This window comes from Paenibacillus sp. FSL K6-0108 (assembly GCF_045040695.1).
In the GTDB taxonomy this organism is placed as follows: domain Bacteria; phylum Bacillota; class Bacilli; order Paenibacillales; family Paenibacillaceae; genus Paenibacillus; species Paenibacillus pabuli_B.
In genome coordinates this window covers 6,602,577-6,615,953 of record NZ_CP150288.1, presented here as the reverse complement: position 1 = coordinate 6,615,953, position 13,377 = coordinate 6,602,577, and the positions used below count along the sequence as shown (strand labels likewise).

10 protein-coding genes and 2 pseudogenes are annotated in these 13,377 nt (G+C 45.7%); 5 read left to right on the top strand and 7 right to left on the bottom strand.

Annotated elements, in window-relative coordinates; all coding sequences use genetic code 11:
- Positions 1-48 precede the first annotated feature (48 nt).
- The gene (gene glmS / locus MHB49_RS30115; RefSeq protein ID WP_405154053.1) at positions 49-1,881 is read left to right on the top strand and encodes a glutamine--fructose-6-phosphate transaminase (isomerizing); all 1,833 of its coding nucleotides are present in this window, start codon (positions 49-51) and stop codon (positions 1,879-1,881) included.
- Between the two features lie 675 nt (positions 1,882-2,556).
- Here the strand turns inward: glmS and MHB49_RS30110 are convergent.
- The 3 genes from MHB49_RS30110 to MHB49_RS30100 all read right to left on the bottom strand — a co-directional run bounded on the left by MHB49_RS30110 (position 2,557) and on the right by MHB49_RS30100 (position 5,441).
- The gene (locus MHB49_RS30110) at positions 2,557-2,901 is read right to left on the bottom strand and encodes a VOC family protein (protein WP_405157273.1); all 345 of its coding nucleotides are present in this window, start codon (positions 2,899-2,901) and stop codon (positions 2,557-2,559) included.
- A gap of 66 nt (positions 2,902-2,967) precedes the next feature.
- A complete protein-coding gene (locus tag MHB49_RS30105; protein ID WP_405154052.1) occupies positions 2,968-4,710 on the bottom strand; it encodes a sensor histidine kinase in 1,743 nt (580 codons plus the stop codon).
- Positions 4,707-5,441, bottom strand: coding sequence for a response regulator (locus tag MHB49_RS30100; protein ID WP_405154051.1), 735 nt, complete (start codon positions 5,439-5,441; stop codon positions 4,707-4,709). The genes MHB49_RS30105 and MHB49_RS30100 overlap by 4 nt, the downstream gene beginning before the upstream one ends.
- A gap of 241 nt (positions 5,442-5,682) precedes the next feature.
- Between MHB49_RS30100 and MHB49_RS30095 the strand changes: the two genes are divergently transcribed.
- Together MHB49_RS30095 and MHB49_RS30090 are read left to right on the top strand one after the other, a co-directional pair.
- Positions 5,683-6,366 (top strand): CPBP family intramembrane glutamic endopeptidase, encoded by a 684-nt coding sequence (locus MHB49_RS30095; protein ID WP_405154050.1) that lies wholly within the window; start codon positions 5,683-5,685, stop codon positions 6,364-6,366.
- Between the two features lie 207 nt (positions 6,367-6,573).
- Positions 6,574-7,170, top strand: a complete 597-nt coding sequence (locus MHB49_RS30090) for a macro domain-containing protein (RefSeq protein WP_405154049.1) — start codon at positions 6,574-6,576, stop codon at positions 7,168-7,170.
- A 683-nt stretch (positions 7,171-7,853) separates the two neighbouring features.
- On the opposite strand, the pseudogene catA reads toward MHB49_RS30090, so the two are convergent.
- The 3 genes and pseudogenes from catA to MHB49_RS30075 all read right to left on the bottom strand — a co-directional run.
- A pseudogene (gene catA / locus MHB49_RS30085) lies at positions 7,854-8,505 on the bottom strand (type A chloramphenicol O-acetyltransferase); the annotation flags it as partial.
- A gap of 156 nt (positions 8,506-8,661) precedes the next feature.
- Positions 8,662-9,336, bottom strand: coding sequence for a VOC family protein (locus MHB49_RS30080; RefSeq protein ID WP_405154048.1), 675 nt, complete (start codon positions 9,334-9,336; stop codon positions 8,662-8,664).
- A 22-nt stretch (positions 9,337-9,358) separates the two neighbouring features.
- Positions 9,359-10,240 (bottom strand): LysR family transcriptional regulator, encoded by an 882-nt coding sequence (locus MHB49_RS30075; RefSeq protein WP_405154047.1) that lies wholly within the window; start codon positions 10,238-10,240, stop codon positions 9,359-9,361.
- A 161-nt stretch (positions 10,241-10,401) separates the two neighbouring features.
- Between MHB49_RS30075 and MHB49_RS30070 the strand changes: the two are divergent.
- Positions 10,402-11,595 (top strand): annotated as a pseudogene (locus MHB49_RS30070) (MFS transporter).
- 177 nt (positions 11,596-11,772) lie between these two features.
- On the opposite strand, the gene MHB49_RS30065 reads toward MHB49_RS30070, so the two are convergent.
- Entirely contained in the window at positions 11,773-12,768 is a 996-nt protein-coding gene (locus MHB49_RS30065) for a helix-turn-helix transcriptional regulator (protein WP_405154046.1), read from the bottom strand.
- 89 nt (positions 12,769-12,857) lie between these two features.
- On the opposite strand from MHB49_RS30065, the gene MHB49_RS30060 reads away from it, so the two are divergent.
- Complete coding sequence (locus MHB49_RS30060) at positions 12,858-13,301, top strand: VOC family protein (protein ID WP_405154045.1); 444 nt, start codon at positions 12,858-12,860, stop codon at positions 13,299-13,301.
- The last annotated feature ends 76 nt before the right edge of the window (positions 13,302-13,377 follow it).

Genomic DNA, 13,377 nt, shown 5'->3' with positions numbered 1-13,377 from the left:
GTTTCTCTTCGTGACACAGTATTCATATACAATCGGAGGAACTAAACTATGTGCGGTATTGTTGGATATATTGGTAATAAGAACACTCAATCGGTATTGATCGAAGGTCTGAAAAAGCTTGAGTATCGTGGTTATGATTCTGCAGGTATTGCGGTATTTACACCGGAAGGTCTGCAAATTTCCAAAGCTCTGGGACGTCTTGCGAACCTTGAAGCCAAACTGGAGGGTGCTCCGCTGGTAGGTAATGCCGGAATTGGACACACTCGCTGGGCTACTCATGGTAAACCATCGGATGAAAACTCCCATCCACATACGGATGAGAGCCAGAAGTTCTCTGTTGTTCATAACGGAATTATCGAGAACTATCTGGATCTGAAAGACGAACTGATCGCTCAAGGCCATACCTTCACATCCGAGACAGACACTGAAGTCATCTCCCACCTGATTGCACGTGAATACGATGGAGATATCGTTAAAGCTGTGCAAAAAGTGATCACGTTGATGCGCGGAGCGTTCGCGCTGGGTGTTCTGACAGAGTATGAGCCTGAGAAACTGGTAGCTGTTCGTCAAGCAAGCCCACTGATTATCGGTATTGGTGAAGGCGAGAACTTTATCGGTTCCGATATCCCGGCCATTCTGGAACACACACGTAATGTGTACATTCTGAATGACGGTGAGATGGCTGTTTTGACACATGATGCTGTCGAATTGATGACGATTGAAGGCAACTTTATTTCTCGGGAAATGATTCATGTCGATTGGGATGCTGTAACCGCAGAAAAAGGCGGATTTGAGCACTTCATGCTGAAAGAAATTCATGAGCAACCAAAAGCATATCGTGATACAATGCTGGGTCGCATCGACAATGAAGGCAAAAAAGTTCAACTTCCTGAGTTGAAAATGACAGAAGAGCAAATTAAAAATATCCGTAACGTTCAAATCATCGCTTGTGGTACAGCGTACCATGCAGGTCTGGTTGGACGTACGGTTATCGAGCAATTGGTACGTATTCCGGTAGAAACGGATGTTGCTTCCGAATACCGCTATCGTTCCCCGATCGTAAGCAAAGATACTCTTGTGATCGTGGTAAGCCAATCTGGTGAAACGGCTGATACACTTGCTGCACTGCGCGAAGCACAGTCGAATGGTGCACATGTACTCGCCATCACGAACGTTGTAGGCAGCTCCATTGCACGTGATGCGGACGATGTGATTGCAACATTGGCAGGACCGGAAATTGCTGTAGCGTCCACCAAAGCGTACACTTCGCAATTGATCGCGTTCAACCTGCTGGGTCTGTACCTTGCACAAGTTCGTGGCACACAAACAGCAGAAGAGATTGCTCACACGCTCGCAGCAATGCAAGCTCTGCCTGAGCAAGTTGAATCCATGCTGGAGCAAGCGGAAGCCATTAAAGGATATGCAGAACAAATCTCCAAACATCAACATCTCTTCTTCATCGGCCGTGGTCTTGACTATGCAGTAGCCCAAGAAGGATCGTTGAAGCTGAAAGAGATCTCTTATATTCACTCCGAAGCGTACGCTGCGGGTGAGTTGAAACATGGTACGCTCGCATTGATCGAGGACGGTATCCCTGTCATTGCTCTGGCAACACAGGAGAACGTTCTGGAGAAAACCGTGAGCAACATTAAAGAAGTAAAAGCACGTGGTGCAGACGTACTGGCAATTACGTATGAAGAGCACGTAGCGCCATTGCTGAAGTCCGTTGACCAAGCGTTTGCGATTCCTAAGACGCTGCCACTGCTTAGCCCGGCTCTGTCCGTTGTAGCTTTGCAATTGCTTGCATACTACGCTTCCCTGGCACTGGGTCACGATGTGGATAAACCACGTAACTTGGCGAAAAGCGTAACGGTTGAGTAAGGGATTAATCTTTATTTTCAAAGGTGAATGCGTTAAATTTAGTATGTAACTGAAAAATTAAAACTGTAACTGATAAAAAAAGTATGTAACTGAAAAATATAGATTGTAACTTCTTAACCAACATACAAATGAGCTCAGATTAGTCTGAGCTCATTTGTTGTTTAATCAGGAAAATCAGGGGTCTTAATAAGATTAAAAACAAATTCCGTATTGGAGTGGCCGTTCTCGGGGCTTAAATTTCCTTTCAACAGCCTTTTTGTCGCTTTCCAAGGAAAATATATGTCTCCAACACATATGTCCCTCCTAAGGGCCATGAAATGGGCTAACGGCCAATCTAAGTATCTTATTGTACTTTGGGGTTCATAGAGCACCGTTGGTAGCTTGCCTAGGGGCTTAGGAAAAAGAGAAGGGATAATAAATGATGGTTTCTAATATGTGATTTTTAGCAGCAGTTTTTTAATAATAATTAGTATCTATTCTCGTTGTGCTTTCTTGATGAGATTCTAGAAATCAAAAAGATCAGTAAAAAGAAACCAAGAGCAGAAAATTGCTCTTGGTTTCTTTTAGCACCTTCGCGCGTACTTTCTTCAACGATCAACTTACAGGTTTCTAGATGATTAACTTTTCTTATGAAAAACTCATTCACTGAACCATCCCCCTGGATACACTTGCGTATTAGGCTTTACTGTGAAGGGTAACTAGGTAACCGTCTGGGTCGGCGAATGTAAAGGTTCGCCCGAATGGTCCATCTATTGGTGCGGATGTAATCTTTACGCCTCCTGCAATAAGCTTGTCGTGGATTTCTTGCGTATCAGGGGCATGAAGCCACAGAGCGACACCAAGTCCAGGCTGAGTACCTGAACCGAGTTCTATTCCTGGCATTAGGTCACAAAGAGCAAATGCAATAGGCTTTGTTTCAAAGACCACAGCATGAGGTGGTCCCGCCTGTGAGCGGACCAGTCCGAGATAGTTTTGATAGAATTCCGCAGAGCCTTCAAGATTGCTCACTTGAAGTGAAATGAAGTCCGATTGCCTGAATTCTTTGCTTCATTACAGAATTAGCTGAACTTGACAGATGAGCGTGATCTAACAGCAGGGCAAAAGAATCTCAAATTCCGTGCCTTGCCCAATTTTCGATTGGACCTTGATTTCGCCGCCGTGTGCTTCGACGATGGTTTTGGCGATGCTCATTCCGAGTCCGGAGCCGTCTGTTGATTCCTCGGTATTGGTTCCGCGGTAATAGCGATTGAACAAATGATGCAGTGTCTCCTCATCCATCCCGTTCCCATTATCGAGTACCCGTATGCAAGCTTGGCCGTTGACTCGGATAAGATTGACGGTAATGGTTGTGCCTGGCGGATTATGCTTGACCGCATTGGACAGCAAATTGTCCATCAGCCGCTGTAACCAGGTTACATCTCCCTGTATCAACGGGGAATCCTCTTCCCCGGTGTAGTGAAACAGATACTCAGACATGGTGGCATCGTTGACGTACTTCAACACGGAGCAGCGTACCAACTCTGCCAGATCGATGTCCCGGCGGACCATGATGGAATCGCTCTGCTTGAGCTGATGGATTAGAGAGAAGTCGGAGATCAGCTCAAGCATATAATCCCCTTTTTCCCGGATGGTCGCACCCATGATCCGCATTTCCTCTTGGCTCCATTGCTCAGGCAGCTTCTCCAGCATATATCCGTAGCCTTGAATCGTGGCCAGAGGTGTGCGCAGATCATGGGAGATCCCTGACATCCACTCCGCCTGCTCCTTCTCGAGCCTCTTGCGGTCCCTCTCGATTTGAGCCAATTGATGAGTCATTTGATAGAAGGCTTGAATGACTTCCTGATAGAGCCTATTGCGGGTTCGCATAGTGCCATTGCGGCGGAATACCTTACGTTTGTCCTTGGCGGTCAGCACCTCGTCGTACTGCCCTTGACCCATCTGTTCGAACCAGCCTGCGAACAGAATCAGAGGCCGCCCATAGCGGTAGCCATGCCAGATGGAGATCGACAGAGCGAGGATCAGGATCAGTACCGCAATCCAGATGAGTCTCGGCGTTGCGTTTTCCAATACAGGATGCTTCAGAGGGAGTCCGGCTGCATGGGGCGTATAGACGATCCAGGTCATTCCGCTCGGCTCGTCCCGGTGGGCCACAATACCCGCGTCATAGTTGTCTGGAGACTGCTGGATGGCCAGAATATCCAGCGGTCGATATGCCTTTTGTACATACGTTTGATCGCCAATGCCTTGTACGGTGTTACTCTCAGGGTCGATCACTTGCAGATAACTGCCAGTCTCTCGAAGCTGCTGTTCCAAGAGGGGAACCGCTTCACTTCTTACCATGCCCTGCTGTCCGTAAGCGTTGAACCACGCCGTGAGCTGGTCAAGGTCAGGGGTTGAATAGCCGAGTACATATAGAAGCGGGTCCTGGAACGAGAAATTCAGTTGCGTCTGCACAGCATAAGACCCCAGTCTCCGTGTCTCCTGGATATCGAGCAATTGAGCGGTGGAGTAGGAGGCAGGCAGTGCGGGGTAGGGAGTTGTATTAATGCTGTAGACTACGTCTCCTTCCGCACTAACCACCTGCAGCCACATCTCTTTCTCTTTGATAAGCTTGTTCCACTGGGAGAAGATGTGAATTTTTCCGTCTTTGTACTGGGCTTCTTGGGCAATCTGTTGCAGGACGCCAACCGGAAAGTTCCGGCGTATCTCATTACTGGTCATGTTCTGAAAGAACAGGATGCAGGCAACCAAAGCAATGGTCACAATTGCCAGAGCATAGAAAATCAACTGATACGTGAAGTGGAAAGCCATACGTTGCTGGATTTTCATCGCTCCTCCGGCTCCTTCACCAGCTTGTAGCCAAGTCCGCGTACCGTAAGCAGCAGCTTTGGATTGCCGGGATCGAGTTCAATCCTCTCCCGTATGCGGCGGATATGCACCATCACGGTCGAATCATCGCCCTGTCCGTTGATCCCCCAGACATTGTCGTAGAGCTGGGTTTTGGAGAATACGATTCCGGGATGTCTGCAGAAGTGCAGTAATAGCTGGAAAACCTGTGCAGGGCAAGGAACGGGCTGTCCCTCTACGGTCAGCTCGCCCTCCGCCTCGTTGATGGTAAAGCGGCCGAACCGGTAAATTCCCGCATCGGGATGCTTCGCAGAACCGGACGCCAGGGCTTCCGGGTCCAACCGGCGTATGCGCGCTTGTATTCTTGCGGCTACCTCCAGGGGGTTGAAGGGCTTGGTGATATAATCATCCCCACCCATGGCGAAGCCTTTTAGAATATCGAGATCGGACGCCTTGGCTGTCAGGAACAGTATATACGGGTTCCCGTATTCGCGGATCTTGGAGCAGAGCTCCAGTCCGCTGCCGTCGGGAAGCATAATGTCAAGCAGAACAATATCGGGGACCACGCGTTGCACTAGGCTGAGAGCTTCGGTACAAGTGGAAGCCCCGTACAGTTGATGAAAACCTTCCCGGCGAAGCACCATTTGCAGCATGGTGATCATCGAAGGTTCGTCGTCAACGATAGCGATTTTAATAGCGGATAGATTTGGCATTTTCTCACCCTTTTTTCAAAATAGCATATTTATCTTAACAGAACCTAAACACCGGGGACAAAATTAAGCAAAAATTCATCGGTTCGTTTAAGTTCTGTTCCAGCGGGGTTGGTAGGATAGGTCTGAGCAGCACATTCGAGCTTCGATGAGAGGAGTAGGAGGAAAAGGATGGCTGCATTCAATCTATTAAAGCGGAGGTTAATAGCATGAGTAAAAAATGGTCACTATCGGGAGGCTGGCAATGAGCAGTCCATCCATGTCTGAAATACCTCAAACCCGGCCCGGCTGGCCGGAGATCCTAACTGCACTGTTCCTCTATATGGTTGGCGTTGTTATCCTTGGTGTCTGGATGCTTCAACTTCCTGATGAGCAAGCCATCTTGCGGATTAATATCGGAGGTGCGGGCAATGGTCTGATTGGCTTCCTGGCTTTGTTTGCAGCCTACGCCTTGCGGATTCGCAATTTACGTGCTTTCGGGTTTCGGATGACTGAACGGAAATGGTTGCTGATGGCGGTCGTAATCGGCATTGCCGCGTTCGGGGGATGCTTTGTTATTGAAGGAATCTATTATCACTTTATTACCGAGATCAACACCCAGGCGGACTTCCAGACGGCAGCGCAAGGCGGTCCGCTCTCGCTCTTCATTCTGATTATCACCGGGGCCATCCTCACGCCACTCAGCGAGGAGTTTGTATTCCGCGGCGTAATTGCCAATGCACTGAACCGATATGGAGCATGGGCCGGGGTGGTAGGCAGCGCTGCAATCTTCGGCGTGATTCATGGATTCACCGTTATCCTGTTAGACGCATTCATGGTCGGCATCCTGGTGGGATACCTGTTCCGCAAGACAGGCTCCATCTGGCCGGGAGTCGTGGTGCATATCGTGTATAACGGCCTCAATCTTCTCTATTATTCTACGCTGTAGACGGAGGAGAATTTTGGAGCTGGAGGAGCGGTAGCGTCCGCCTTTGTCGCCGGATTTCTACTCCTAATATAGTTCAAATTAAGAAATCTGGGGACAACAGCGGCCGGAAGGCCAAACATTCTCTGTAGTCACGGCTATCCCGAAACGGACATTCTTAAGTTCAATCTATCTGCCAAACACCCAAGTCACAACAACAAGGAGAGAACCATGACCATCCAAATCATAAACGGCGATCTATTAGAAGCCAGTGAAAATATTCTTGGGCATCAGGTGAATTGTCAGGGGGTGATGGGGTCGGGGATTGCGAAGATTCTGCGGGACCGATATCCGAACTTATTTCCTGAGTATAAAAAGTACTGTGACCAGTACACGCCTGACGAGTTGCTTGGACACTGCCAGCTGGTGCAGACGGGCGCGAAGTATACGGCGAATCTGTTCGGCCAGCTTGATTATGGGAGGAGCAAAACCCGGTATACGGACTATGCTGCGCTGGAGCAAGCGTTAACCATCCTGAGGACAGAAGCGCAGGCCAAGGGACTGTCTGTCGCCCTCCCGTGCAACATTGGCTGCGGGCTGGCGAACGGGGAGTGGAGTGTGGTAGAGCAGATGATCGGAAGGTTTTTGCAGACTATGAAGTTACTTTGTATAAAATATAGACAGTTATACAAGGCACATCAGGCCAGACTGCTTACAAGCCGTCTGGCTTTATTTTGTGCTCCCTATACTGGACATCTTGTTGTAATGCGTGTTGCCGACTTCCTTCTGGGTGGAGTGAATCCGGTTGCTCAGCTTAATGAAGAATAAGCGCACAGAGAGCCTATAATTTCTTCATTAAAGAGTTATGAAAATATAAGATTTAATAGTTACAACAGATCAATACCGATCTTATGATTCGTGATGATGATGAAAGGTATAGTCGGGCTGAGAGCATAAAGTTACGAAATTCTAAGATGTGGGATAAATATTTTTTTGGAAACTGAATCAATAAACAGATCTACTGAAATGAACTACCCTGATATGAAGTTACAAAATTTATTTTCCTGTAAAGAAGATTCAGTTACAAACTTTAAATCGATCCTAAGACAAGGAAAGTTAGAAGTGGCATGGGTTTTCAGTTGCGAACTATTTTTAACTTCTTCAAAAAGAGATGACAGAAGAAAATAAAGTTCTATATAGACCGAGAGAATAAAATGTTAGACTGGCGATGCTTCATTTAGCTAGCAGGCAAGTTAGTGACATTAGAACGGGGCTGTCCCATAAGTCATAAAAATGGCTAGGGACAGCCCCGTTTTCTAAATTGTAAAACAAAAAGAAACCGTTCCTTGATAAAATGGAGGTACACCCAACCATTTGAAAAGCATGATGGAAAAGCACAAACGGGACGAAGCAGGATAGACCTTTGCTTCGTCCCGTTTGAACATATCGGGTTATTACTCTTCATCGATATGCATTTTTTAAGAGCTTGTGAGACATCTCATTTTCTAATTATTATAAAAGCCATTCCTTAGATCTATCTGCGAGTTCCTGAATAGAGTTCATAAACAATCCTGTATGATAACCATCACAAACCGAATGATGGACTTGTAATGACAACGGTAAATATATTGAATTGCCTTCACTAATGAATTTTCCTGCTGTAATAATGGGCAGAAGATAGTTACTGTTATTATTAATATTTAAGTTAAACCCAGTAAACGGAGTCCATGGAAGAATAGAAATGGAAAAAGTATATTCAGGTATAGGTGTTTTGGGAAACAATTTCCCAGAACCTTGATATTTCTCTACATCGGAGAGGTAAAAATCATAAAACTCTTTGAAGTCATTCTTTCCAGTAGTCCAAATACCAGAGAATGTTTCAGATACACTATCAAAAATCGTATAAAGTGGGTCTAACTTATCCCAATAACCTAAATCTCCCTCGCTATTGTAACCAGTTCTAAAAGCTGTATTAGAGTTTATCACACTTGTCACTAAGAAGATTAATGCAGGATAAAATTTATATCCTGTTTGTTTAATGTTTCGGTATAGAACACTAATATCAATTTCTGTGGTTATGCTAAAAGTCGTTTGTTGGTTCAAATAATGATTAAATATCTCTTTTCTATTCCAATTGTCTATATCAATTTTATTAAAGTTCATTTGATATGCCTCCTAATTTTTATCTAAAGTGAAATTAGGAGGCTGACTTGTCTGCTTTCTTCATTAGAATCAATCCTTTTTTAAGAGTCCCTATTATTCTATCATAAATATTTATTTGAAAAACAACACACTTCATCACAACACATGAATTTTGATTTAATTTGAAATAATAGAGTACACATCATTTTGTATCTGTATCCCCCCAGTCCGTCCAGTTTCAACTTTCACCTTAGTAGCAAATACCCCGGGCTTGCGTCCGTCGGGGAACCAGGGCTTCTCTTTGTCGATGACAATAAACATGCCTTCTGCGTCACCGATCGGGGCAAATTGTTTTCCGTCTCCGGCAAAGGGTTCAAGGTGATACTGTCCCTTCATTTTGCTTATGGTATCAGGAACATCATCGACAGGCAGACCAATCTCGCTAATGCATAGTAGCTGCCTGGAATCAAAGGCATCGTCGACTGCATTTTCCAACGAATGGTGAGCGATGAACTCCATCAAATTACCGCTTGGGTCATAGAAATAGGAAGCTGTTGCATCCCAGTAGGGAAAATAGAATTCATCCTTATCGTCCTTGGAAAGCAAAGAGATGTTTCGAGCTTGAATCCATTTCTTGGCTTCAGCGAGTTTATTCGTTGGAATCGTGAAAGCGACATGATAGAAGGGCTTTTCCTGATCAGAAGCCTCCTGTAATCCAAGGATTGAATCTCCTGCGCGGAACGATACCGACGATGTACTCTCCTCCAGCAGCGCCAACTCCAATAACGTACCGTAAAACTGCTTCATGGCCTCTAGTTGATCTGTGAACAAGTTAAGCTCTTTTATACGCATTCAAGTCACTCTCCTTCTAAACTTAATCTTGATTAAAATATTCAATGGTTTTCTCAATAAATGCTTTGGCAGATTGGGTCAGGTAACGGTCGGACCGATGAATGATCTCAAAGTGCCGGTAAGGAGCATCGTCCGAGATTCGGATGATGCGCAGTGCCGGTTCATTCATCGCCTTGATCAGTGGATATGGAAGCACGGTTCCGCCAACGTTAGCTTTGACCAGACTAATGATGGAGGTTGCCGAACTTGTCTCCATGATCGTATTCAGGGTAAAACCATATTTCCGGCAATAGCCATCCACCAGCTCTCTGCCAGTGAAACCTTCCGGGAACATCACCGTCTGGATATCATGCAGTTCCTTGATTCCAATCTCCTTTCGGTCGGCCCAAGCGTGGTTCTCGGAGACAACGAGTACGTATTCTTCACTGGACAAAGGAATACGGACAAGACGGTCATCAGGAGGAGAAGTTAGCTCAATTCCGATGTCTACTTCGTTATCCAGCACTTGATTTATTACGTAAATCGAAGAGACAACTTTTAATTTTACTTTGGGAAAACGGGCATGGAAATGAACAAGCAATGGAGTGAGACGGTAGTCCAAATCGGACGGTAGGACTCCAATCACCAGCTTGCCTCGCTGATCATTGCGGAATTCAGCTAATGCATCCTGGGTATTCTGTATATGCCGAACCATTTGTACACAATGCTCCAGGAACAGCGTTCCCGCCTGGGTCATTACAATTTTTTTGCCCACCCGGTCGAACAGGGGGACACCTAATTCATCCTCCAACGCTCGAATTTGCTGGCTCAAGGTAGGTTGAGAAATGCCAATTTTGTCTGCTGCACGTGTGAAATGGAGTTCCTCACAAACGACGATAAAGTTCTCCATTTGACGAATTTCCATCTGTATCTCCTCGAATCATTGGTTTTTATAATCATTTTAATAGAAATGATTGTATTGTTCAATCATTGGGATGCTTATATACTAATCTTGCACCACAAAAAAATCAACAGCCTGAATCATTAGTGAGTGCAACGATATAACCATACTTGAGGTGATCCATAGTGAAACTGTTATATGTCGTCCTGGCACTTATTCTGGCTTCGTTGAATTTGCGGCCACCTATTACATCCATTTCTCCCTTAATGAGTACGATACAAAGTGATCTGGGTATCAGCGGAATTACCGCTAGTTTGTTAACTACGCTTCCCGTATTATGTATGGGCTTATTCGCTCCATTTTCCGTAAAATTAAGCAGAAGATGGGGGAATGAGGGCGCAATTGTTTTGGCTTTAATCTTTATTGGGGGAGGTACGGCATTACGGTTGTTCGTGGGTGCCACGCCTCTGATGATGTTTACTTCATTTCTGTCCGGAGTAGGGATTGCCTTAGCCGGGCCGCTGTTGTCCAGCTTTATCAAGCAGTACTTCCCTACCCGAGTGGCTGTCATGGTGGGGATCTACTCTACAGCAATGGTCGTGGGAGCCAGTATTAGTGTTGGGTTATCAGTTCCTCTTCAAAATATTCTGGGTGGGTCGTAGAGGGGATCGTTAGCGATGTGGGCATTGCTCGCCGTCATTGCTTTGCCGATCTGGATGAAATTAGCCTTATCAGCACGAAAGGAACAACAATCGGGGCAGATTTCTGCTGTTAACGTTGAAGCTCTTCCAGTAAAAAATAGTCGAGCATGGGTGCTGACCTTGTTCTTTGGACTGATGGCAGCGATCTTCTATTCATTGACTGCATGGCTTGCACCGGCGATCCAAAGCCAGGGATATACGAAAGAGACTGCCGGAAGCATCCAAACGTTATTTACGTTGATTTCATTACCGTCTACGTTACTCATTCCAATACTCGTACACCGTTACCAAAGACGTGTATTCTGGCTTGTTGGATGTGCATTAATGGAGTTGATAGGAGTTTTAATGCTGAACTTGTCCGTCAGTCCCTGGCTGGCCGCGATCCCACTCGGTATTGGTGCCGGGGGACTGTTCCCAATCGCATTGATGCTGCCCATTGATGAGACGAATAACGCTCAGGAAGCCAGCGCATGGTCAGCGATGACTCAATCCGGCGGCTATATTCTGGGTGCCCTTGGTCCGCTGACGATCGGTTGGCTTCATGATGCCACGGGCAGCTTTGTCCAAGCATTCTATGGTCTGGCTATAATCATTGTGCTGCAAATCATCGTTCAGTTGGCGATAGGCAATAAAAAGAGCTCTCCAGCGAGCTATGATAAACCAGAGCCAGGTTTATAAAAATAAGATGTGATGAGATCACAAATATCAGCGGGACTAAATCAGGTGAACTAAAATAAGTGGACTAAAATCAAGTGAACTAAATGGATGCACGATAACAGGAACCGGAAGTTTTGACTGCCCGGTGATCCAGTGTAAAATCATTCATTCAACTGACTTATATAGTTGTAACGATTTTTAAACATGATCAAGTAAATCCCGATAGTGCTGTCTTAAGGATTCCTTTAATGTATCGGGTTCCAAGATCTTAATGGACTTACCAAAGCTTGCAAGATAGCGAACGATGAACTCAAGTTCAGGGGGTTCATAACAACCTGCAAGAATGGTCTGTCCGGGTTCGTTTTCTGATTCGTGAATGAGCCGCATGGATGGAAACGGTTCTTGCTGGAACAACTCCATCCCGGCTTCATTGATCAGACATTTGAAAGGGATAGCGTCTTCTGATGGTTTCCATAACGAGTGGGCATCCTGTAAATTAAGTTCATTAATATGCATTATAGGTTCGATATCTGTCGCCTCGCATGAGGTGATTCGGTCACATCGGAACACGCGGTACGCCTGTTTACCCAGATCATACGCCTGGCAATACCAGTAGCCTTTCATGGCATAGAGGGCGATTGGCTGAATGGTACGGATACTGCGCTTGGGTTTGTCGGGATTAGGGTTGTTATGTGGGTTACTGCCACTGCTGCGAATGTTCTGATACGTAATCTGTATCACTATATTTTGAACAGCGGCCATCAATAGAAACTCCAGATGCTCACTATCCCGAATTTGCTCGGTATGCCGGAAAGACACCCGATGCTGAATTTGTTCAATATCCTTTCTTTGATCTTCAGATAGGGCGCTTAGAAACTTCTCGTGAATGGAACGAAAAGAGATTTCAAAGGGCAGATTGGTAAAGCTTCGCAAAGCCTGCATGGCAAAGTAAAGGGCATGAAGCTCACTCGTATTAAACGAAATGGGCGGCAGCTGCATCTGCTGTAGCAAACGATATCCTCCATAACGTCCATACTCGGCATAAATGGGTGCACCAATCTCCTCCAATGAAGCGATGTCTCGTAATGCGGTTCTCTTGGATATCTGAAACTCCTGCATGAGATCTAGCAGGGTGAAGTGTTGTTTTTGATTGATAAAGCGCAGCATCTGGTTCATGCGTTCTGATTTTTTCATAAAAAAAACCTCTCAATGGTGCCATGGATTGGCATCTTTATTCGTTATAGTAAACAGTGTAATCCAATCCAACGAAGGAGGCAAACCAGATGAATGTTGAAGTGATCCCGTTTCTGTCGATGAATGGAGATGCTGCGGCAGCCATTGCTTTTTATGAGAAGTACCTGGGCGCTAACGTGTTATTTAAGAAAAATTACAAAGAGATGAAGGAAATGAATCCGGGGTTTGAGTATCCTGAAGGTCAGGATGAATATATTACACATTCGGTGCTGCAAATCGGGGTAAACAAATTGATGATTGCTGAGGAGGAAATGGATACGGAGCGGCCTTGGCAGCTGGGAAACAGCACGTCATTATGCATTCAATCGAAAGACAAAACTACGATGACGGAACTGTATCATTCGTTGGTACAACATGAAGAGGTAACGGTGCTGGTGCCGTATAAGCAAAACGAGTTTAGTCCGGGGTATGGAATTATCCGTGATCCGTTCGGAATCGTGATTCAGCTCTGTGTGACGGTGCATGATTTTTAATTAGGTAAAAATGAATCCGTAATGAGCCTGGAGGATGAACGTCCTTTGGGCTCATTTTGAATTCTTTAAAAAGTTG